Here is a 20,623-nt window from a genome sequence, read left to right on the forward strand (position 1 = left end):
GCCAGAGCGGGCCGGGAGCGGGCCAGGAGCAGGAATGAGCGACATCGGCAGCGACCGGACTGACGGCAGACAGAACCGTGCGGACCAACTCCGCGTCCTGATCGAGGAGGACATCGCGTCGGGCCGCCTACCCCCCGGTTCGCGGCTGGAGGAAAGCACCCTTGCGGAGCGGTTCAACGTCTCGCGGACCCCGGTGCGCGAGGCACTGGCCCAGCTCGCCTCGGCCGGGTTGGTGGAGATGCGGCCGCGCCAGGGGGCGGTCGTCGCGACGCTGAGCCTGGAGGATATCGTGGAGATGTTCGAGGTGATGGCCAACCTCGAATCACTGTGCGCCGAGCTGTGCGCCCGCCGGATGTCGGCCGCCGACCATGCCGCGCTGCTGGCCCTGCACCGGCAGTGCGAGGAGGTGATCGACAGCGGCGACACCGATGCCTATTACGAGGCCAACCGCCGGTTCCACGAGGCGATCTATGCCGGCAGCCACAACCGGCACCTGGAGGAGATGACCCGCTCCCTGCGCAACCGGGTGGCCGCCTACCGTCGGATCCAGCTCCGCCACCCCGGCCGGCTGCGGGCATCATGGAAGGAGCATGACGCCATCGTGCAGGCGATCCTTGCCGGCGAGGCCGAGCGGGCGCGCGACCTGACCAAGGGACATATCGCCATCCAGGGCGACACCTTCACCGACTTCATGGCGCTTCTGCGGGTGTCGCGTCTGAACGTGGCGTGAGGCCGGCACGGCAGACGGTGCCGGCGAAGGTTGGCGCGGGGAAAGCCAGCGAAGCGCCGGCCCGCCTCCACAAAATCTGTCATGCCGATTATGGCGATGGCACCGTCAAGTTGGGGCCAGAGTCCGTCTGTTTGTGTCTGAATCGAGATGGGGATTCCCGAGGCGTTGTCGCATAAATCCGGTTCATGGTGCGGACGTCGGCGCAGCCGGTATAGAGGTGGGCTCCGCCACCGAGTGCCCGCATGCCGTATAAGCACAATGGACCGCACCATCACCGGATCCCGAAGGCCAACTACAAGGTCGAGAACTGAGGGGAATACAACCGGACTCTTCGGCAACGCGGAAACCTGATGATCTGGGGGACACCCGAGGCTCTCGCGGCATGGGCACCCGCCGTCGCCGGTCAGAGAGGCCGTTCAGCAGCCTACTCGGACATCGCATAGAGAGCGGGGCCATGCTGCGCTTGGCCTTCGGGCGCCCATGGCGGCAGACGGAGAGGCTGCTGCGCTCCATTGTCCATATCCTCGGCATGGAGTTGCCGATTCCCGATGACACGACGCTGGCCCGACGCAGTGCCCGCCTGTCGCTGGCGGCCGCGCTGGTGAAGCCGATCGGCCCTATGACCGAGGTGATCGACAGCTCGGGGCTGGAGATGGTCGGAGCCGGCGAGTGGCACTTGGAAAAGCACGGCGGAAAGCCACGCCGGAGTTGGCGAAAACTACACATTGCCATCGATCCGGACAGCGATGATCTCCTGGCTGAAGAGCTGACCACCACCGAGGACGGCGACGCCTGCCAGGTCGGCCCCCTTGGTCGACCAGATTCCCGGCCCGGTCAATGCGATGCTGGCGGACGGCGCGTATGATGGGGATTCCGTCTACCGTGCCATTTCCGACCGGCACCCCACTGCCGCGGTGATCGTCCCGCCCCGCGTCACGGCGGTGCCGGGCCAGAAGGCCGACACCACTCCCACTCAGCGCAACCACCACATCCAGCAGATCGCCGAGAAGGGCCGAATGAACTGGCAGGCGGCCACCGGCTATGGAAGGCACGCCCTCGTGGAAACCGCTTTCTTCCGCTACAAGGTTTTCATCGGACGGAGCCTCCGGGCCAGGTTCTGCCCGCTCAGAAGGTCGAGGCCCGGATCGCTTGGCAATCCTGCACGCCCCCTCCGCCATTTCCGGATGGTTTCTGTGCTCATGCCGTAGCGTTTGGCCAGAACGCCCAAAGGCTCGGTGGACGAGGCGATGGCGACGCACACGGCCGGGGCGGGGCGAGCGTTGGGATGGATCTGGTACATGACGGCTCTCCATGGCCGGGAAGAAACCCGCCATCGTTGCCATGGCAGAGGTTACCCGTCGCCGACCCGCCATCAACCCTGGCCCTGGCGGGCCACTGCCTGACGGCGGCTCACGGGGTTGACGGCGGGACGAACGCCGGGTCGGCTTTGCTCATCATGGCGTCGACAGACAGGTCTGCGCCGAGCTTCGGCGCGCCGACGCACAACGTCATAGCGCGTCGCTCGAACCACGCGCCGTATTCCCAGATAGCCTAACAGCTTATGTCCCAACAACGTTCCGCAACCTGACAGTCAGAGAACATCTCCCAACGCCAAGCTCCAGTGCCATCGGCATGACTTTCGTTTCACGGGTTCCGGAGGTCTCCCGGACCCGCGGCGACGCCTCGACCCCTCGGACCGAGGATCAGGCGGCGACGGCGTCCCCGTCCGTAATGGGACGCTCGACGGCCAGAACGGTAAGGGTCTTCGCCTCACCCTCCCGCGTGTACCACGTGATGGACTGCCCTTCCGCAACGCCGATGAGGGCCGCGCCAATAGGAGTCAGCACCGACACCCGACAGGCTGCAAGGTCGGCATCACGCGGATAAACCAGGGTGACAGTCCGCTCCTGTCTGGTCACCTCGTCCCGGAATGCCACGCGCGCGCCCATCGTGACCACCGTCATCGCCAGCTCGCTGGCATCGACCACCGCAGCGCGCTCCAGTTCGACGGTGAGGTACTCGTAGACCTCGGGCAGCCTCTCGGAAACGGCCTCGACCAGGGCCGAGAGGCGGTCATGGTCGGTGATGGTCAGCACGATGGGCGGAAACTGGTCTGCGGGACGCATCAAGGTCTTCCTTCGCTTTTCTCGGCATGCACAGCCGATCGCCAGACGGCGCCCCCCGGTAGACGCCTCATCGGTCATGCAGCGGTTGCACATGATAACCCCGCAGCCGCATGGATGCGGTTCGAGCGGATTTCTTGGATTCGGAGATTATGTTGGCCCCGGACGGTCCGGGAGCCTTGCCTCAGGCGACCAGATCCGGGGCGAGCGAGCCTGCGTGAACGCGGCCTGCACGCAGGAGGTTACGGATATGGCGGGGCGGCAGTTTCATGGTTCCCCGAGCTTGGACAGGTTCGCTCTGGAATTCAAGGAGGTTCCGTCAGGTGTCGCGCCATACCTGAGTCGACGATGCCGAAGGTCTGGTGGGAGGCGCCATGAACTGCGCGAAGCCGATCATAACGCGCAGCGCGGCGACCCTTTGGACATGGAGCGCCCGTCGCTGCGCCGCGGGGACGTGCTGGTTGCGCTGGATTGCCGGGCGTAGGAAGTTGCGCACCTCGTCATGGGCTGTGTGCACTTGTGGAGGATTTGAAGCCGCGCGTCGGCCGGGTACGGCCTTTGGTTCCGCGGTGGTCCTGCTCCAGATGATTGTTCCTGAATTTCGACGTGCGGTGCTCGACGTCGTCACCAAACACCGCTTCCAGGGCCGGCGGGTAGCTGGCGTGCTTGTCGGTGGCGACCCTCTCGGGGTGATGCCACTGACCGCCATGGCCGAGCGGAAGAACGCTTCGGCGGCCACTTGGCTGCGGGTTTCGCTAAGATAGACATCAACCAGGTGACCGTCGCTGTCGATGGCGCGGTACAGTTACTGCCATCGCCCGCTGACCTTCAGATACGTTTCATCCACGTACCAGTTGCGACCGATCTTGCCCCTGCGTCGCTGGCGCGGGGCATCGGTAAGCAACGGCGCGAGTTTGGTCTCCCAATCGCGCACCGCCTCGTGGGAAAAGACCAAGCCACCCAGGAGCAGGATTTTGGCGAGATCGCGCAGGCTCAGCTTGAACCGAAACCGCCACAGCACGATCAGGAAGACGACATCGGAAGGCAGTAGCAGGCGGTTCACCACCGAGCCGGTACACTCGTTGAAACCGCGCCCACACTCCTGACAGTGGAAGCGGCGGTAGCCGTGGGCCGTCCGGTCCGAACGCTCGGTCGTCGCGGTCGAAAAGCAGCGTGGGCAACGCATCGGTCACCTCCAAAGGAGAGGTGATCCTCTACGTCAGCCCGGCGCCGACGAACAAGCTGGAGCGAAGGCTGACAGAACCCGATGGCGTGTTCATTTCGTCCGAGATCGCCTGGGTCGTTGGAGCGCTCGTTCGCCTGGCTATCCCGCTACCGTCGATTGAACACCATTGTCGAGAGGACGAAGGAATACTTCCTCGCATTCATCCAAATTGCCTTCGTCTCCATCCTCTCATGGCGCATCAAGCGGCTCACTCCCCAGGCCGTCGGCGCGTGACACCTACAAACAGACACTCACGCTCCCGCTTCCCGCCGCTTGTAGAGGATTTCCAGGCAATCCAAATTCTCGTGCAGCTGGCGAAACAGATCGCCGGGATCACCGGACGTCTTGCGCTGATCGTCCGACCGCAATAGGCCGTGCACCGCCAGATCCGCCAGAATCCCAGCGACCTCCCTGGCCGTCTTGCGCCCGCCTTCGTGAAACCACCATGTCGTCCAGCTGCACATGCCGATCAGCGCGAAAGCGGCGACGCGGGCGTCAACCGGACGGAACACGCCCTGCTGGATCCCTCGTGCGATTTGCGTCGTGAAATGGTCGAGTACGGCCCTTTTGGAGCGCTCGTGCACTGCCCGCAGATCAGGGGGCAGTTCCACCTCGGTCCGGTCGACGACCCGGAACTGAAGGGCGTGCGAGAGGAGAAGCTCTACATGGCCGCTCACCATGGAGCGCAGCACCTCGACGGGATCATCGTCCGTCCGGGCGGAAAGCATGGCAGACTGTCGGTCGCTGACGACGGTGACCTCCTCCACCAGCGAAGCCAGCACCTCCTCCTTGCTTTTGAAGTAGTAGTAGAGCGCGGTGCGCCCGACATTCAGCGCGTCGGCGATGTCCTGGAAGCTGGTGCCCGCGAAGCCGCGTTCGGCGAACAGCTTTGCCGCCGCGTCGAGCACGCTCTGGCGCAGCAGAGCCTTCCGGCCGGTTTCCGCTTTGGCCGATGTTCTGCCCACCCTGTCCTCCTATCCGGCTTCTCCACGCCGCAGGATGGGAGGTTTTGACGTGAACGTCAAATTTTTGAAGCGTTGCCGGACGGGACTTCTGACTCCCACGGACATCGAAGGCTTTGAAAACATTGCTCTGAACGGCAATGACCACAACACAGGTGCGGCAAAGTGCGCCTTGACAGGAATTTCCACCTATTGACGGTACCGTCAATTATTCGTCACCATGTCAAATATGCAGAGCGGGCAGCACCGATGAATAGCCGTGCCGGCCTGCCTCAAGACCAACATACGGGCGGATCGCGCCGCCCTTCGTAAGGGAGACGATGGACATGCCGGTTTCGGGCACCCCCACGCCTGCCACACATCAGTCAGCGGATCAGGCGGCGACAGCGGGATTTCTCAACACCGATTGGAACCCGCGCGACCTTCCCGACGGCACGCTGACGCGCAACGTGGCGCTGCGCACGGCCGACCGGGCGGCGACGGGAGGCACGCTCTATGTCCGCGGGCGCAGCGACACGGTCGTGTGCATCATGCACCCGCGGGAATTCATGGCCTGCCATTACCTTGTCCCGGACATCGTGGAGGCCGGCTTCGCCGCCTGGTCCCAGTCGCCGCGCTCCGTCGGCAACGACAGCCGGCTTGAGCACGAGACGGCTCTGTTCGATGTCGCCGCTGGGCTGTCCTTCCTACGCGCCCAGGGCTTCCGCCGCATCGTCCTGCTCGGCAACTCCGGCGGCGGCAGTCTCTACGCCTTCTACATGCAGCAGTCGCAGTTGGCGCCGGATCGGCGGATCGCCCGCACGCCAGGCGGGCGGCCGACCAATCTGGCGTCGCTTGAGATGCCGGTGGCGGATGGGCTGGTGCTGGTTGCGCCACACCCCGGCCAGGGCATGCTGCTGATGGGATGCATCGACCCATCGGTGACCGACGAGGATGACGCGCTGTCGGTGGATCCGGCGCTCGACCCCTTCAGCCCGGCGAACGGCTTCGCGGAGCCTCCGGAACCGTCCCGCTACTCCCCGGACTTCGTCGAACGCTACCGCTCCGCGCAGCAGGCCCGGGTCGCGCGCCTGGACGAACGGGCGCATGCCCTGATCGCGGAACGGCTGGCGGCGCGTAAGCGCGCCAAGGAGACCGGCGGCATCGACGACCGGCGGCGCGGCGCCCACACGCCACTCATGACCGTTTGGCGGACCGATGCCGACCTGCACTGTTTCGACCTCAGCCTCGATCCGTCCGACCGCGGCTATGGCTCCCTGTGGGGGCGGGACCCCTTCGCCTCCAACTACGGCGCGGTCGGCTTCGCCCGCGTCTGCTCCCCTGAGGCGTGGCTGTCGACCTGGTCCGGCCTGTCGTCGAACGCCTCCCTGCACAAGGCCGCGGCAGCCGTCGAACAGCCGTTGCTGCTGGTCGAGTACACCGGCGACGTCTCGACCTTCCCGTCGAGGGTCGCGTCTCTGTTCGACGGCTTCGCCACACGACGCAAGACCCATCTGCGCATCCGCGGCGATCACCACGGCCGCGCACTGACCCCGGATGAGGAGCCGGGGCGCTACGCCGCCGGCCGGGCGGTCGGCGGATGGCTGCGCGACCATTTCGGCGGCTGAGCGCCGCGAACGATAAAAATTCAAGGAGACCAGCATGCTTGAACGACCCGCGACGCGGCTCCGCCTGCGCGGCGTGGACCATACCGCCCGCCCGACCTGGAAACTGCGCGAAACTGTGGAGTTCTACCGCGACAAGCTGGGCCTGCCGCTCGTCCATGTCATCTCGGCGCGCGGCTGGGGCCCGGCCACCCATCCCGACTTCCTGCATTTCTTCTTCGACAGCGGCAACGGCAGCACGATCGCCTTTTTCTATTATCTCGGGTCCGACCAGCCGGAGACGCTGGAAGGGCGCGCAGCGATGCCGCCGCTGCCGGATGACCACGTCTTCGATGCGACCCACACCGCTTGGCTCGTCGACAGTGAGGAGGAACTGAAGGACTGGAAGCGGCGCCTGGAAGCCGAAGGTCTGACAGTCTCGGTGGAGACCACGCACGAGGTGATCGAGTCCATCTACGTGCGCGATCCCAACGGCTATTTCGTGGAGATCACCCGCAAGCTGCGGCCGCTGAACGCCATCGATGCCACCGACGCCGCCCTGACCCTGCGGGCCGCCCTGGACGCGGAAGACGCCGCATCCACCGAAGGCCGGCGCGTCGTCACCATTGACGAGATCTGGACACGCAAGTCCAGGTTGCTCGATTCGGACGGCGGCCACGCGGCAGCGGTCAGCATCTTCGTGCCGCGGCTGGAGGAATTCGCCAGCCTGACCCGCGCGGCCCGCGGGCGCGACGACTGCACCGTCACCGCGCTGGACACCCACGACCGTATCGATGCCGCCGGGCCGGTCGAGTTCCAGCGTCGTGCGCTCGGGCTGAAGCCGGCGGTCTGGTATGGGCTTTTCACCGGCGGCATCCGCGGCCGGATCGAAATCTTCGACCGCGACCGCGTCGTCATCGCCCCCGCTGCTTAGGCGGCCTGCAAATCAAAATGCCTATAGGGGAGGACAGAGATGACAGGAATCCGCAATCCCATAAGCGGAGTCGTCTACACGCCGGCCGATCAGGCCGAACGATACCTTGCCAACGGAGCCTGGATCCCGTCCACCGTCGGAGACGTGCTGCGTGCCACCGCAGCGCGCCATCCTGACAAGCCGGCTCTGATCAGCGACGAGCGGACCGTTACCTTCGCCGAACTGGACGGTGCGAGCGACCGGTTGGCCGCTGCGCTGCTGGCGCTGGGCCTTGTCGCCGGCGACCGCGCAATATTCCAGATGGGCACAACGATCGAGACGGTAATCGCGCTCGCCGCCTGCTTCAAGGCGGGGATCATCCCCGTCTGCACGCTGCCGCAGCACCGCGAGGTGGAGATCGGCGAACTGGCCCGGCAGAGCGGCGCCCGCGGCTACTTCGTCCAGGCGGACTTCAGCCGCTTCGACCTCCTCGGGTTTGCCATGTCCATGATGGAACGGCACCCCGGCCTGCAACATCTCATGGTTGCGCGGGGCGGGAGGTCCGCCGGACTGGCGCTGGAGGACCTGATCGCCGCCGTTCCGGCGGAAACCGCGCGCGCCCGGCTGGCCGGCATGCCCTTCGGTCCGCAAGACGTCCTGACCTTCCAACTGTCCGGCGGCACAACCGGACTACCCAAGATCATTCCGCGCTTCCATGCCGAATATCTCGGCCATGTGCGGCACCTGATGGGACTCTACGGGATGACGGCGGACAGCCGCATTTTGTGGTCTCTGCCTCTGCTGCACAATGCCGCCCAGGTCTACGCGCTGATGCCGATGATGCTCGGCGGCGCGACCGTCGTCCTGATGCCGAAGGTCGACATCCGGCGCATGCTGGAGCTGATCGAGGCGCACAGCGTCACCCACGCACTGTCAGTCGGCCCCATCGCACCACAGTTGATGGGTTATGCGGACATCCGGCGGCACGACCTGTCCTCCCTCCGCCTGTTCGCGACGATGAGCCGCGCCGACAAGCTGGAGGAGCACATCGGCGTGCCCTGCTCCAACCTTTACGGCATCACCGAGGGGTTGCTTCTCGGCTCGCCGGCGGACGCCCCGACGGAGCGGCGGCACCGCACGCAGGGCACCTCCGGCTGTCCGTTCGACGAGATCCGGCTGCTCGAACCGGGAACCGAGACGCCGGTGCCGCCCGGCCAAATGGGCGAGCTGTGCTTCCGCGGCCCGTCCAGCCTGCGCGGCTACCTTGACAACCCGGCGGCGAACGCCGGGGCCTTCACGTCCGACGGCTTCTACCGCACGGGCGACATCATGACGGCCCATGTCGTGAATGGGCAGACCTGCTACGCCTTCGAAGGGCGCTTGCGCGACAACATCAACCGCGGTGGCGAGAAGATCGGCTGTGAGGAAGTGGAGGCCTATGTCAGCCGCCATCCCAGCGTCGCCGACGCCAAGCTGGTCGCCATGCCCGATCCGCTCTACGGCGAGAAGGGCTGCATCTTCATCATCACGCGACCAGGCATGCCGGCTCCGAACGTGCAGGAGCTGGGCGCCTTCCTGACCGGTTGCGGGCTTGCGAAATACAAATGCCCGGAGCGCGTCGAAGTGCTGGACGAGTTCCCCCTCACCCGCGTCGGCAAGCTGGACAAGCCGGCGCTGAAGACACTGATCGCCGACATGTTGGCGGCTGAATCCACGGCAGGTGCGGCATGACTCCCAACGACTTCACAGCAACCGAATACATCGTCGGCACCGACCCCCTGGTGATCCGCCGCCGCGTAAAATGGGGGGAATGCGACCCGGCCGGCGTCGTCTACACCGTCACCTTCAGCGAATACGTCATCTCGGCCGCGGAGCTGTTCTACGGCAGCCTGTTCGGCACCACCCCGCAGCGCGCCAAGGACGAGCAGGGGTTCGGCACGCCCACCCGCGCGCTCGACTTCGACTTCCGCCGGTCGCTGCGGCCGGACGAGGAGTTCGAGATGACCGTCACGGTCGCGGAAATCCGGAACCGGACCTACGTGCTGCGGATCTGCGCCCGCACACTCGATGGCGACGTCGCGTTCCTGGCGCATCTGACCCCGGTCTGCGTCGCCCGCGGCGAACGCCGTTCCATCGACATCCCCCCGGCATTCCGGCAGGCGCTGGAACGCTACCACGGCGCCTGTGCGGAAGGAGGCCCGGCATGAAGATCACCATCATCGGGGGCGGCCCGGCCGGCCTCTATTTCGCCCTGCTCGCCAAGAAGCACGACCCGGCGCACGACATCCGGATCTTCGAGCAGAACCCGCGAGGCGCCACCTACGGCTGGGGTGTCGTCTTTTCCGACGTCGGCCTTTCCTTTCTGAAGGAGGCGGACCCGGACTTCTTCGCCGAATTCACCGCCGGACACGAATGCTGCGACTACATGGAGATCGTGCACCGCGACACCCGCGTGCAGATCCACGGCAATCACTTCTCCCGCACCGCCCGGCTCGCCATGCTGGAAACGCTGGAGCACGCCTGCCGGCGGGTGGGTGTGGAGATCCGCCACGGCGAGCGCATCACGGACATCGACGCACTGGCGCGTGACGCCGACCTGCTGGTCGGGGCCGACGGCGCCAACAGCGCGGTGCGCCTGCACTATGCCGAACAGTTCCGCCCCAGCTTCGAACGGCGACGCAACAAGTTTGCCTGGTACGGTACGCGCCAGCGCTTCCATCCCGTCTCGCTGATCTTCCGCGAAACCGCGGCAGGCGTCTTCGTCGCCCACAGCTACCAGTACAGCCCGGAATTCAGCACCTTTCTGGTCGAGGTCGATCCGGAGACGTGGCTGCGCGCCGGCTTCGACCGGATGAGCGAGGAGGAGAGCAGCCGCGCCTGCACCGAGATATTCCGTGCCGACCTTGGCAGCAACCCGTTGCTGACCAACCGGTCGCACTGGTTCGAGGCGAACATCGTGCGCAACGAGCGCTGGCACCACGGAAACGTCGTGCTGCTGGGCGACGCGCTGCGCACCGTGCACTTCTCGCTGGGGTCCGGCACCCGTATGGCCATGCAGGACGCCATCGCGCTTCACCACGGGATCGTCGACCATCCCGGCGACCTGCCCGCCGCCTTCGCCGCCTTCGAAGCGCAGCGCCGCCGTTCCTCCTCCAGCTTCCAGGGGGCCGCCGCGCGCAGCCTGGACTGGTACGAGACGGTTGCCGGCAAGCTCCACCTCGACCCCGTCGGCTTCGCCTACGACTACATGCGGCGCACCGGGCAGGTCAGCCACGAGGATTTGCGCCGCCGCGATCCGCACTTCACCGCCGCTTACGAGGCGCAGAACACCGACGAACCCCTGGGGAGGACGGCATGAACACGGTCAGCGTCTCCGACGTCATCGGGCGCAGCCGGCTGGGCGGCCTGCAATTGCGCGTCGTCGTGCTCTGCACCTTGTGCATGATCGTCGACGGTTTCGACGTCCAGGCCATGGGCTATGTGGCGCCGGCGATCATCGGCGACTGGGGCATCCAGAAGGCGGATCTCGGCACCGTATTCGGTGCCGCGTTGCTGGGCATGACCCTGGGTGCCCTGGTCATGGGCATGCTCGCCGACCGGTTCGGCCGCCGTCCGGTGCTGATCGCCGCCATGCTGTGCCTGGCGCTCACCAGCTTCGCGACCGCGCAGGCCACCAGCGTCGAGGAGTTGCGATGGATGCGCTTCCTGACGGGCCTGTGCATGGGTGCGATCGTGCCGAACGCCGTGGCGTTGGCCGGGGAGTTCAGCCCGGCGCGGATGCGCATCACCTTGATGATGGTCGCCTCATCCGGCTTCATCCTCGGCGGCGCCGTGGGCGGGGTCGTTGCCGGCCTGCTCATCCCAGCCTATGGCTGGCATGCGGTGTTCCTCGCCGGTGCGGCGGCCCCGCTGCTGTTGGGCGTGGCGATGCTGGCCCTGCTGCCGGAATCCCTCCAATATCTGACGGTGAGGGGGCGGAACCTGGAGCAGGTGCGACGCTGGCTTGCCCGGATCGAGCCGGACCTGACCATGCGCGACGACACGATCCTGGCGGCGGCCGACCGTCCGGCACGCGGTGCGCCGATCCTGGAACTGTTCCGCGGCACGATGGCGGTGGCAACGCCGCTGCTGTGGCTGCTGAACTTCATGAACCTGCTCGCCGCCTATTTCCTCGCCAATTGGCTGCCGGTGATCATGACGGAGGCCGGCCATCCCGCCTCGGCAGCGGTGCTGGTGGGAACGATCTTCTGGGTCGGCGGGCTGGTCGGCAACCTGCTGCTCGGCTGGCTGGTCGACCGGCACGGCTTCGGCCCGACGCTGGCGATCAATCTGCTGGCCGGCGCACTCGGCGTGGCGCTGATCGGACAGGTCTCCGGCTCGCTGGGGATCGCGGGCGTGGTGATCGCGGTGGCCGGCTTCTGCATCCTGGGGGGACAATCCGCGTTGAACGCGCTCGCCGCCGCCTTCTACCCGACGCCGGTTCGCTCGACCGGTGCGGGCTGGGCGCTTGGCATCGGCCGGCTGGGATCGATCTTCGGGCCGGTCATCGGCGGAGAACTGATGCGGCTGAACTGGTCCACCGCTGACCTTCTGGTGGTGGCCGCCATTCCGTGCCTGATCGCGCTGGCCGGCAACCTGCTGCTCTGGGCGCTTGGCCGGCTGCCGCGCACGGCCGGCAGCACGGCCGGCGCGCTTCCCCCGCAACCCGCCCGATCCCGCACCTGAGGAGCCGCGTCATGACCCGGACCTATCGCATCGGGCAGATCGTGCCCAGTTCCAACACGACCATGGAAACCGAGATCCCGGCCATGCTGCGCGCCCGCGAGGCGGTGCTGCCGGAGCGCTTCACCTTCCATTCCAGCCGGATGCGCATGCACCGCGTGGTGAAGGAGGAGTTGGAGGCGATGAATCGTGAAGGCCTGCGCTGTGCCGCCGAACTGGCCGACGCCCGCGTCGATGTGATGAGCACGGCCTGCCTCGTCGCCATCATGGCGATGGGCTTCGGCCACCACCGCACCGTGGAGCAGGAACTGGCCGAAGTCGCCCGCGCGAACCACTGCGCGGCGCCGGTGATGACCTCGGCCGGCGCGCTGGTCGAGGGGCTGAAGGCGCTCGGCGCGCACCGCATCGCCCTGATGGCACCCTACACCCGTCCCCTGACCGAGCTGGTGGTGGCTTACATCGAGCATGAAGGGATCGAGGTGATCGACTGGCGCTGTTTCGAGATCGCCGACAACCTGGAGGTTGGTCGCCGAGACCCCATGCGGCTGGTCGAGGACGTGCGTTCGCTGAAGACAGCTGGAGCGGACGTCGTCGTTGCCTCGGCCTGCGTGCAGATGCCGTCCCTTCCGGCGATCCGCCCCATCGAGGAGATGCTGGGCATCCCGACAGTCTCCACGGCGGTCTGCACCGTGTACGGCATGCTCACCCGTCTGGGCCTAATGACCGCAGTCCCGGGCGCGGGGGCGTTGCTGGAGGAAGGCGTGAGGTGAGGTGATTTGGGCGTCGATCCGCGGACTTCATCAAGGCCGGCGATCAGAGGTCGCGACGACAGGCCGGACACATGGATGCACCCGACCAACCGTCAACACGAATTCTCCTCTTGCGCCAAGAGGGCCGTCCACCACATCACCTCAGTCGGTGACCGCGCCGCGGCTTGCGGGCTGGGTCAACCGGGCGTATTTGCCCAGCACACCGCGGCTGTAGCGCGCGGGCCGAGGCCGCCAGCGTTCGCGCCGGACAGCCAGTTCCTCCCCCACCACCTCCAGTTCGATCAGTTGCCGATGCGCGTCGATGGTGATGCGGTCGCCTTCCTCCACCAGGGCGATGGGACCGCCATCGAAGGCCTCCGGCGTGACATGACCGACCACCATGCCCCAGGTCCCGCCGGAAAACCGGCCGTCGGTGATCAGCCCGACGCTCTCTCCCAGTCCCCGGCCGATGATGGCCGAGGTCGGGGCAAGCATTTCCGGCATGCCGGGTCCGCCCTTGGGCCCGAGATAGCGCAGAACCAGCACGTCACCCGGCCGGATCCGGTCGCCCAGGATGGCATCCATTGCCGACTGCTCGTCGTCGAACACGCGGGCCGGACCGCTGATCACCGGATTCTTCAGGCCGGTGATCTTCGCCACCGCCCCCTCCGGCGCAAGGTTCCCCTTCAGGATCGCCAGATGGCCCTCGGCATAGAGCGGGCGGTCGATCGGCCGGATCACGTCCTGGTCTGCGACAGCGTCGGGGACATCCGCCAGTTCCTCCGCCAAACTGCGACCGGTGATCGTCAGGCAGTCGCCATGGAGCAGCCCTGCGTTCAACAGAACCTTCAGCACCTGCGGTACGCCGCCCGCCCTGTGCAAGTCGACCGCCATATATTTGCCCGACGGCTTCAGGTCGCAGATGACCGGCACCTTGCGTCGCACCCGCTCGAAATCGTCGAGCGTCCATTCCACCTCCGCCGCATGGGCGATGGCGAGGTAATGGAGCACCGCATTGGTCGACCCACCCATCGCCATCACCAGCGTCACGGCGTTCTCGATCGAGCGGCGGGTGATGATGTCGCGCGGGCGGATGTTGCGGCGAACCGCCTCCACCAGCACCCGGGCGGATTCGGCGGCGCTGTCGGCCTTCTCACCGTCCGGATTGGCCATGCTGGCGGATCCCAGCAGCGAAAGGCCCAGCGCCTCGAAGGATGAACTCATGGTGTTGGCGGTGTACATGCCGCCGCAAGCCCCGGTGCTGGGGCAGGCGTTCCGCTCGATCCCTTCGAAATCCTCCTCGCTCATCCGCCCGGCCAGAAAGGTGCCGACCGCTTCGAAGGAGGAAACGATGGACAGGTCCTGCCCCTTCCAATGTCCCGGCTTGATCGTCCCGCCATAGACGTAGATCGCCGGCACGTTGGTGCGGGCGATGGCGATCATGCCGCCGGGCATGTTCTTGTCGCAGCCGCCGATCACCAGCACGCCGTCCATCCACTGCCCCTGGACACAGGTCTCGATGGAGTCGGCGATCACCTCGCGCGACACCAGCGAGTATTTCATCCCCTCCGTGCCCATCGCCATGCCGTCGGAGATCGTCGGCGTGCCGAACAGCTGCGGGTTGGCGCCTGCCGCCTTCAGCGCCGCCGCCGCCGCATCCGCCAGCGGTTGCAGGCCGGCATTGCAGGGGGTGATGGTGGAATGGCCGTTGGCAATGCCGATCATCGGCTTGTCGAAATCGGCCTTTTCATAGCCGAGCGCATAGTACATCGCCCGGTTCGGCGACCGCTCCACCCCCTGCGTGATGTGCCTGGACCGTTCATTGTAAGCCATGGGAAGCCTCCTCCAGCGCCGTCATTGCTGCGCCAGGCAAGAGTATCGTCCGCTGTTCAGTCGTAGAAATTCATAATACCGTGCCCGGTAAGTCGTATAACATATCAGACCCCACCATGGTCACCGACATCCGTCAGCTTCGCCATTTCCTCGCCGTTGCGGAGGATTTGCATTTCGGACGCGCGGCGGAACGGCTCGGCATCACCCAGCCGCCGCTGAGCCAGAGTATCCAGGCACTGGAAGCAGAGCTGGGGGTCGCCCTGTTCACCCGCAACCGGCGCATGGTCGCACTGACCCCGGTCGGCGCCGCGTGGCTGCCGCATGTCCGCCAAGTGGTGTCGGACGCAGCCGCCCTGCCGGTGCTGGCCCGCCGCATCGCTCGCGGGGAGGTCGGCACCGTGCGGCTGGGGTTCGTCAGCACGGCGATTTACAGCCTGCTTCCCGATCTGGTCGCCAAACACAAGGCGGGGCAGCCCGACGTCGAGCTTCATCTGTTCGAGCAGACCAGCGACATCCAGATCGAAGGGCTGCTGGAGGGAACAGTGGATGTCGGCCTCATCATCCCGCCGGCCCGGGCGTTGCACCCCGCTCTGCGCTACCGCCCCCTGCTGCGCGAGCCGCTGGTCGCAGCCGTCCCGACCGGCTGGATCGACAGCGGCCAACTGGCGACCGCGGCTGGAGGTGTTTCTGCCACGGCACTTGCCGAAAAGCCGCTGCTCCTCTTCCCCCGGCGCAGCGCCCCCGCCTTCCATGATCTGGTGACAGGCTATCTGGCGACCGCGCAAGCCGGCGTTCCGCTCGGACAGGAAGCGGTTCAGATGCAGACGATCATCAGCCTGGTGTCGGCCGGGCTCGGCTTCGCCCTGGTTCCGCAATCGCTGCGCAACCTCGCCCGCGCCGGGGTTTCGTTCCTGCCGCTGTCGCCCCAGCCTCCGTCAGTCGAACTCGGAATCGCGTGGCATACCGGTACCGTCACACCTGCGGCGGATGGCTTCATCGCCACCGCACTTGGCGAGGCAGGCACCCGTTGAGCGCGGGTTGCCGCGCGCGCCGCAAAGCCGGCGAAGGCCTTCAGGGAGCGTCTTGTCAGACAGCCGCCGACCCGGTGCGCACCGAAAGCAGAGTCCCGGCGATCTCCATGGCCTCCTCGCGAGACGAGGCGATCCGCATGGGAAAGCCCCAGAATTTGACGAAGGCGACACCGAAAGCCTTGAACGCCAGACGCTTGGCAGCGCTCGGCTCGATCACAATCATCGCCAGCACGAGGTGGCGCAATTCGGCCTTGTGTTTCTTCATCCACAGCGCATTGCGCTTCTTTTCTTCCTGGCTGTGCTCATGGTCCTCGTCCGGCGTGGAATCAGTCAGCAGGACGAACGGCTCCCCGCGACTCAGGTTCGCTTCGAACGCTTGGAAATCCTTGTCGTGGTCATGCTCCGGACCTTGTTCGAAAGTCACCCAGACCAATGGAAAGTTCGTGCTGTCAAACGACATGTCTTGTCTCCTGATCAGGATGGATGCTGTCACGTGGAGCGGATGTGCCGCCACGACATGATCAGCGCGACCGCGCCCGGAAGGGTGACGGCCAGCAGTTCCAGGGCAACGAGATGGCCGCCGTCGCGCAAACCATCGAATACGCCGCCGAGCGTGTTCATTGCGAAAAGGAGTCCGCCGCAAGCGAGCATGGCCCAGTCGGCAGCGCGCCGTCCGGCAAGAGCCAGCAACGCCGGGACGACCCAGGCGCCGTAAAAGATCGACGCGCCCCACAGCATAGTGGAATCGAACGTTATGGCCGGCATCGTTCCGCCGCTTCTAAAGTATTCGTTCATGTAGGAGAAGCACTGAAACGTGATGAAGATCGCGGCCCCCGCCGCAGGGGCCAGCCACGCGAGCGCGAGTCTGACAGATTTCGTTTCGACCATGGACTCACTCCTGTTTGGATTTTCGCGATAGGGGAGTTGCGCGCCGCCGTCCTTTGAGGAAGAGCGCGCCGCACATCCTTTCACTCTGGAAGCAATAGCTCACTTGACCCATGGCGTCATTGCGCAATCCGACCAATGTATGTTTTTATCCGGCCAAGTTGGAATAACGCCGGGCGGTGCCCTGATGTATTTGGATGTCCGTAGCGATTGGCTCTCTTATGTTGATGAGGTTCCTCGCGCTCTCGTCGCCACCAACACCGTCGCCAATCTCAAGGCCCTGGAGCAGTCGCCGCGGCACGCACATCAGAAAGCGCAACTGGTTTTCACGCTCCGTGGGATCATCAACTGCGAGGTTGAGGACGCTGTCTGGGTCGTGCCGCCGCAATGCGCCGTGTGGATTCCCGGCGGACTGCCCCATACGGTTTTCGGCTCAGGCGTGGTGGAGTGCATTTCCCTCTTCATCGAGCCTCCCGAGGCGCCGAGCCTGCCGGACAAATGCTGCACGATCACGGTGTCGGGCCTGCTCCGTCATCTGCTGATGCGGGCCAACGAGATGCCGGAGCGCTATGACGTCGACGGTCCGGACGGCAGAATCGTGTCCGTTATCTTCGATGAGCTGGCTGTGGCTCCGATCGAAGACCTCCGCCTCCCGATCCCCAGCGATCCGCGCCTGAAGAAGCTCACCGACCTGTTGATCGCGGCGCCTGCGGATCGTGCGTCCGTCGCGGAGTGGGCGTCCCGGGTCGCGCTCAGCGAACGCAGCCTCAGCCGCATGCTGGCGGAAGAGGTCGGCATGAGTTTCGGTCGCTGGCGCCGGCAGTTGCATGTCGTCCTCGCCTTGCGGCATCTGAGCACCGGCCAGACCGTGCAAGCCGTCGCGATGGATCTCGGCTATGAAAGCGCCAGCGGTTTCGTGACCATGTTCCGAAAGATGGTCGGCAAACCCCCGGCCCGTTATCTCTCGGAGCGACCGGGGCCTGCGCCTCGCGATCATGACGGGGGATGAGAAGGAGTGCTCCGGCAAGGCTGGCCGTACCGATACGCGACCTGCTCACGATCAGAAGCTCTTGGTGATCCCGAGCCCGACGATGCGGCCCGGTCCGGCCGCGACGGTTTCGACACCGACAAAGCGCGCCCCGAACGTTTCGGCACGTTGGTCGAGGAGATTGCGCCCGAAGGCATAGATTTCCAGATCATTCGCATCGTTGTTCCACCCGACCCGCGCATCGACAATGTGGTAGGGCTTCAGATCAAACGAATTGTCGACATCGGCGGGACGGCTTCCGGTGAACTGATACTGCACCCCGAAGGACAACCGGCCCGGAAGAGTGAGGACGCCGGCCGAGGTGTCGTATTGCAGTCCCGTGGCGGCGGTCCATTTCGGCGCGTTGGGCACCCCGTTCCCCGCAACGGTGTTGGTGCTGGCGCCATTGGCTCCCAGCTTGCTGTGAGTGTAGCCGAGGCCCCCCGTCAGGATCAGCCCATCTGCGATGAGCGCACGGCCCTGAAGCTCGAAGCCGGTGGTCTCGTAATCCTGATAGGTCGTGCGGAACGCTCCGAGCGCGGGATCGAGGTAGGACAGGACGCCATTCTTGATGTCGTTGTGATAGACGCCGGCGTCGAGCTTGAGTCGGTCGTCGAACAGGCTTGTCTTTAGGCCGGCCTCATAGGTCCAGCCGGTCGCCGCCGGATACGGATCGTCCACCACGCCGTTCACCGGATAGCCGAACAACGGATAGACCCGGGTGGCGTGTCCGCGCGCCAGCGAGACATAGGTCTGGACCTCATCCGACCACTTGTAAGCCAGCGCCGTCCGGCCCGTCGGATAGGTTTGCGAGGTCGAATTCGAGCCTGTCAGAGCGGCGATGTCCCGCGAGTTCCTGCGCTTGAGTTCGATGTCATCATGGTTCAATCGACCGCCGATCGAAAACTCCCATCGCTCTGCGAACGGGATCGAAATGTCACCGAACACACCGAGATTGGTGCTGTCGAGATCGGTGTTCATTGTAATGGCATCGAAGTAAGGCGGGGGTGCGCACTGCGTGCTGACGCACGCACGGCTCCCCTCGGTGCGAGCGACACTGGCGCCTATGACCCATCGGACCGGATCGCCTTCAAGAGAATTCAGCCGAAGCTCCTGGCTGTAGATGTTCTCTCGATCGTCGAGGTGACCGCGGGAACTGAAGGCTGGAAATCCAAGGGCGTCGTAGAGCAGCTTGTCGGTGTTGTCGGATTTGCTGTCCAGTTTGTTGTGCTGATAGGCGCTGACGGAGGTGAATCTGAAAGCGTCGAATTCGTGTTCCACCGTCACCGTGGCGCCGCCTTGGGTCGTCCGCGAACTTGGTTCGGTCAAGGTTCCGCTGAGCGGAGATCGTGACGTATTGCGCAGGAGATAGAACGGTGGATTGCCTTCATCCCGGAGGTAGCTGCCGGTCAGGGTGACGGTCGTATTTTCGATCCCGGTGAAGCGCAGCCCGCCACGAAATGCCGCGATATCGCGCTCGCCAAGATCGTTGGTGTACAAGCTGCGGATGTCGCCGTCCTGGTGGCCGAAACGAACGGCCATGCGTCCATCGAGCGCATCGGCGATGATATTGCCGCCCAGAACCATCTCACCCATGCGATAACCGTTCGAGCCGATCTCGCCGGTGGCATGGATATCGCGCGTCCCGTCCGGCTGATTGGTAACGACGTTGATGGCGCCGCCGAGGGCATTGCTGCCCCACAGTGTACCCTGCGGGCCGCGCATAACCTCGACCCGATTGACATCGAGGAGAATGTTGGAAGCGCTCATCATGCTGTTCGGCACGCCGTCGATATTGAAGGCGACCGTGCCATCGGAAAAATTGACGGGCGTTCCGAGCGAACTCACGCCGCGAATCGAGAAAAACTGCTGACCCGTGGCTTTGCTGATCCACTGCACGTTCGGTGAATTGCGGGCGATGGCCGCGCCGGGATCGAATGGTGCGGCCTTCAAGCTTTCCGGGGGAACGACGGTGATGCTTTCAGGGACATTTTTCAGGTCCTCCCTGGTCTTTCTGGCCGTCACCTCGACAGGGTCGAGGACCAGAGTGTCCGGCTGGGCATTCGTTTGCGCGGGCTTTGTCTGTGCTGGTGCCGTTTGCGCTTCTGCGACACAGGCCCATCCCGAAGCAAGAAACGTCGCAAGCAAACATATCGGACTCGCCGGCAGCTTGGCCGGCAGCTTGTAGGTGTTCGAGGGGTTCATTTGTCGTTCCAATACGATAATCTGCGGCGGCTTAATGCGAATGATCCGCATTAGCGTCAGAATAGACTGAATTCGGCAAAACACGCTCTCGCAGTCTCGCCAATCAATAGGTCAATCCGGCCAAACTGCGGCCTCCCAGCCGGTACATAGGTTCAACTCCCGGCACGTCGCTGAGCCGGTAGTCGATGATCCGGACCAGCAAGCCTTGAACCGCCCCGGGTTCGTCGGAGGCCCCATCATCCGAGAGAGTGGGGTCATCATGACGAAACAGGCATCACCCAAGTACGCCCCTGAAGTCCGCGAGCACGCGGTTCGGATGGTGTTCGAGCACGAAGGCGAACATGCGTCGCAGCGGGCGGTGATCAGCTCGATCGCTGCGAAGATCAGCTGCAATCCAAAGACGCTGCGGAACTGGGTTTGGCAGGCCGAGCGTGATCAGGGCAAACGGCCCGGTCCGACAACGGACGAGCAGGAGCGGATCAAGGCGCTGGAACGCGAAAACCGAGAGCTGCGCCAGGCGAATAAGATCCTACGCAAGGCATCGGCGTATTTCGCCCAGGCGGAACTCGACCGCCCGTTCAAGAAATGATCGCCTTCATCGACGTGTACCGCGCTCCGGTGCGGTTCACTCAGTT

Annotated in this window: 18 protein-coding genes, 4 pseudogenes and 1 other annotated feature (1 of these 23 running past the window's edge); of the genes and pseudogenes, 13 read left to right on the forward strand and 9 right to left on the reverse strand. The window is 65.2% G+C overall.

Annotation, left to right across the window (positions count from 1 at the left end; translation table 11 throughout):
• Nucleotides 1-34 precede the first annotated feature (34 nt).
• Nucleotides 35-730 (forward strand): GntR family transcriptional regulator, encoded by a 696-nt coding sequence (locus tag J2848_RS29725; RefSeq protein ID WP_149234142.1) that lies wholly within the window; start codon nucleotides 35-37, stop codon nucleotides 728-730.
• A 242-nt stretch (nucleotides 731-972) separates the two neighbouring features.
• Nucleotides 973-1,880: pseudogene (locus J2848_RS29730) on the forward strand (IS5 family transposase); the annotation flags it as partial.
• A 553-nt stretch (nucleotides 1,881-2,433) separates the two neighbouring features.
• Here the strand turns inward: J2848_RS29730 and rnk are convergent.
• From rnk to J2848_RS29750, 5 genes and pseudogenes are all read right to left on the reverse strand, one after another.
• Complete coding sequence (rnk, locus tag J2848_RS29740) at nucleotides 2,434-2,856, reverse strand: nucleoside diphosphate kinase regulator (RefSeq protein WP_246194222.1); 423 nt, start codon at nucleotides 2,854-2,856, stop codon at nucleotides 2,434-2,436.
• A 497-nt stretch (nucleotides 2,857-3,353) separates the two neighbouring features.
• Nucleotides 3,354-3,536: pseudogene (locus tag J2848_RS36225) on the reverse strand (DDE-type integrase/transposase/recombinase); the annotation flags it as partial.
• A 26-nt stretch (nucleotides 3,537-3,562) separates the two neighbouring features.
• Nucleotides 3,563-3,658: pseudogene (locus tag J2848_RS36230) on the reverse strand (DDE-type integrase/transposase/recombinase); the annotation flags it as partial.
• Nucleotides 3,659-4,039, reverse strand: coding sequence for an IS6 family transposase (locus tag J2848_RS29745; RefSeq protein ID WP_211103284.1), 381 nt, complete (start codon nucleotides 4,037-4,039; stop codon nucleotides 3,659-3,661).
• 290 nt (nucleotides 4,040-4,329) lie between these two features.
• Complete coding sequence (locus tag J2848_RS29750) at nucleotides 4,330-5,043, reverse strand: TetR/AcrR family transcriptional regulator (protein WP_149234138.1); 714 nt, start codon at nucleotides 5,041-5,043, stop codon at nucleotides 4,330-4,332.
• A 49-nt stretch (nucleotides 5,044-5,092) separates the two neighbouring features.
• Between J2848_RS29750 and J2848_RS29755 the strand changes: the two genes are divergently transcribed.
• The 8 genes from J2848_RS29755 to J2848_RS29790 all read left to right on the forward strand — a co-directional run bounded on the left by J2848_RS29755 (nucleotide 5,093) and on the right by J2848_RS29790 (nucleotide 13,028).
• Nucleotides 5,093-5,236 (forward strand): hypothetical protein, encoded by a 144-nt coding sequence (locus tag J2848_RS29755; RefSeq protein WP_170307205.1) that lies wholly within the window; start codon nucleotides 5,093-5,095, stop codon nucleotides 5,234-5,236.
• Nucleotides 5,237-5,366: 130 nt separating this feature from the next.
• Nucleotides 5,367-6,647: an alpha/beta fold hydrolase gene (locus tag J2848_RS29760; protein ID WP_149234137.1), complete on the forward strand. Its 1,281-nt coding sequence runs from the start codon at nucleotides 5,367-5,369 to the stop codon at nucleotides 6,645-6,647.
• Nucleotides 6,648-6,681: 34 nt separating this feature from the next.
• Nucleotides 6,682-7,557, forward strand: a complete 876-nt coding sequence (locus J2848_RS29765; RefSeq protein WP_149234136.1) for a VOC family protein — start codon at nucleotides 6,682-6,684, stop codon at nucleotides 7,555-7,557.
• Nucleotides 7,558-7,596: 39 nt separating this feature from the next.
• Nucleotides 7,597-9,267, forward strand: coding sequence for an AMP-binding protein (locus tag J2848_RS29770; protein ID WP_149234135.1), 1,671 nt, complete (start codon nucleotides 7,597-7,599; stop codon nucleotides 9,265-9,267).
• Complete coding sequence (locus J2848_RS29775) at nucleotides 9,264-9,743, forward strand: acyl-CoA thioesterase (RefSeq protein WP_149234134.1); 480 nt, start codon at nucleotides 9,264-9,266, stop codon at nucleotides 9,741-9,743. The genes J2848_RS29770 and J2848_RS29775 overlap by 4 nt, the downstream gene beginning before the upstream one ends.
• Entirely contained in the window at nucleotides 9,740-10,894 is a 1,155-nt protein-coding gene (locus tag J2848_RS29780; protein WP_149234133.1) for an FAD-dependent monooxygenase, read from the forward strand. The genes J2848_RS29775 and J2848_RS29780 overlap by 4 nt, the downstream gene beginning before the upstream one ends.
• Nucleotides 10,891-12,261 (forward strand): MFS transporter, encoded by a 1,371-nt coding sequence (locus J2848_RS29785; RefSeq protein ID WP_149234132.1) that lies wholly within the window; start codon nucleotides 10,891-10,893, stop codon nucleotides 12,259-12,261. Before J2848_RS29780 ends, J2848_RS29785 begins: the two co-directional genes overlap by 4 nt.
• Nucleotides 12,262-12,272: 11 nt before the next feature.
• Complete coding sequence (locus J2848_RS29790; RefSeq protein ID WP_149234131.1) at nucleotides 12,273-13,028, forward strand: maleate cis-trans isomerase family protein; 756 nt, start codon at nucleotides 12,273-12,275, stop codon at nucleotides 13,026-13,028.
• A 141-nt stretch (nucleotides 13,029-13,169) separates the two neighbouring features.
• Here the strand turns inward: J2848_RS29790 and ilvD are convergent, their stop codons facing one another.
• Nucleotides 13,170-14,840 carry a dihydroxy-acid dehydratase gene (gene ilvD / locus J2848_RS29795; protein WP_149234130.1) on the reverse strand — a complete coding sequence of 557 codons (1,671 nt, stop codon included), beginning with the start codon at nucleotides 14,838-14,840 and terminating at the stop codon, nucleotides 13,170-13,172.
• A 116-nt stretch (nucleotides 14,841-14,956) separates the two neighbouring features.
• On the opposite strand from ilvD, the gene J2848_RS29800 reads away from it, so the two are divergent.
• Nucleotides 14,957-15,871 carry a LysR family transcriptional regulator gene (locus J2848_RS29800; RefSeq protein WP_149234129.1) on the forward strand — a complete coding sequence of 305 codons (915 nt, stop codon included), beginning with the start codon at nucleotides 14,957-14,959 and terminating at the stop codon, nucleotides 15,869-15,871.
• A gap of 55 nt (nucleotides 15,872-15,926) precedes the next feature.
• On the opposite strand, the gene J2848_RS29805 is transcribed toward J2848_RS29800, so the two are convergent.
• Complete coding sequence (locus tag J2848_RS29805) at nucleotides 15,927-16,331, reverse strand: hypothetical protein (RefSeq protein WP_149234128.1); 405 nt, start codon at nucleotides 16,329-16,331, stop codon at nucleotides 15,927-15,929.
• Nucleotides 16,332-16,360: 29 nt separating this feature from the next.
• A complete protein-coding gene (locus J2848_RS29810; protein WP_149234127.1) occupies nucleotides 16,361-16,759 on the reverse strand; it encodes a hypothetical protein in 399 nt (132 codons plus the stop codon).
• A 184-nt stretch (nucleotides 16,760-16,943) separates the two neighbouring features.
• On the opposite strand from J2848_RS29810, the gene J2848_RS29815 reads away from it, so the two are divergent.
• Nucleotides 16,944-17,765 (forward strand): AraC family transcriptional regulator, encoded by an 822-nt coding sequence (locus J2848_RS29815; protein WP_149234126.1) that lies wholly within the window; start codon nucleotides 16,944-16,946, stop codon nucleotides 17,763-17,765.
• A gap of 51 nt (nucleotides 17,766-17,816) precedes the next feature.
• Here the strand turns inward: J2848_RS29815 and J2848_RS29820 are convergent, their stop codons facing one another.
• The gene (locus tag J2848_RS29820) at nucleotides 17,817-19,988 is read right to left on the reverse strand and encodes a TonB-dependent receptor (RefSeq protein ID WP_170307204.1); all 2,172 of its coding nucleotides are present in this window, start codon (nucleotides 19,986-19,988) and stop codon (nucleotides 17,817-17,819) included.
• A gap of 259 nt (nucleotides 19,989-20,247) precedes the next feature.
• On the opposite strand from J2848_RS29820, the pseudogene J2848_RS29825 reads away from it, so the two are divergent.
• A pseudogene (locus J2848_RS29825) lies at nucleotides 20,248-20,600 on the forward strand (transposase); the annotation flags it as partial.
• Nucleotides 20,532-20,623: a sequence feature (AL1L pseudoknot), on the forward strand (it continues 35 nt past the right edge of the window). Its footprint overlaps the pseudogene before it by 69 nt.

This window comes from Azospirillum lipoferum, from assembly GCF_024170005.1.
In the GTDB taxonomy this organism is placed as follows: domain Bacteria; phylum Pseudomonadota; class Alphaproteobacteria; order Azospirillales; family Azospirillaceae; genus Azospirillum; species Azospirillum lipoferum.

Bases quoted from the DNA above. Each gene is read 5' to 3' on its own strand.
- J2848_RS29725 (WP_149234142.1), top strand. From the start codon at position 35: ATGAGCGACATCGGCAGCGACCGGACTGACGGCAGACAGAACCGTGCG.
- rnk (WP_246194222.1), bottom strand. From the start codon at position 2,856: ATGCGTCCCGCAGACCAGTTTCCGCCCATCGTGCTGACCATCACCGAC.
- J2848_RS29745 (WP_211103284.1), bottom strand. From the start codon at position 4,039: ATGCGTTGCCCACGCTGCTTTTCGACCGCGACGACCGAGCGTTCGGAC.
- J2848_RS29760 (WP_149234137.1), top strand. From the start codon at position 5,367: ATGCCGGTTTCGGGCACCCCCACGCCTGCCACACATCAGTCAGCGGAT.
- J2848_RS29765 (WP_149234136.1), top strand. From the start codon at position 6,682: ATGCTTGAACGACCCGCGACGCGGCTCCGCCTGCGCGGCGTGGACCAT.
- J2848_RS29770 (WP_149234135.1), top strand. From the start codon at position 7,597: ATGACAGGAATCCGCAATCCCATAAGCGGAGTCGTCTACACGCCGGCC.
- J2848_RS29775 (WP_149234134.1), top strand. From the start codon at position 9,264: ATGACTCCCAACGACTTCACAGCAACCGAATACATCGTCGGCACCGAC.
- J2848_RS29780 (WP_149234133.1), top strand. From the start codon at position 9,740: ATGAAGATCACCATCATCGGGGGCGGCCCGGCCGGCCTCTATTTCGCC.
- J2848_RS29785 (WP_149234132.1), top strand. From the start codon at position 10,891: ATGAACACGGTCAGCGTCTCCGACGTCATCGGGCGCAGCCGGCTGGGC.
- J2848_RS29790 (WP_149234131.1), top strand. From the start codon at position 12,273: ATGACCCGGACCTATCGCATCGGGCAGATCGTGCCCAGTTCCAACACG.
- ilvD (WP_149234130.1), bottom strand. From the start codon at position 14,840: ATGGCTTACAATGAACGGTCCAGGCACATCACGCAGGGGGTGGAGCGG.
- J2848_RS29800 (WP_149234129.1), top strand. From the start codon at position 14,957: ATGGTCACCGACATCCGTCAGCTTCGCCATTTCCTCGCCGTTGCGGAG.
- J2848_RS29805 (WP_149234128.1), bottom strand. From the start codon at position 16,331: ATGTCGTTTGACAGCACGAACTTTCCATTGGTCTGGGTGACTTTCGAA.
- J2848_RS29810 (WP_149234127.1), bottom strand. From the start codon at position 16,759: ATGGTCGAAACGAAATCTGTCAGACTCGCGCTCGCGTGGCTGGCCCCT.
- J2848_RS29815 (WP_149234126.1), top strand. From the start codon at position 16,944: ATGTATTTGGATGTCCGTAGCGATTGGCTCTCTTATGTTGATGAGGTT.
- J2848_RS29820 (WP_170307204.1), bottom strand. From the start codon at position 19,988: ATGAACCCCTCGAACACCTACAAGCTGCCGGCCAAGCTGCCGGCGAGT.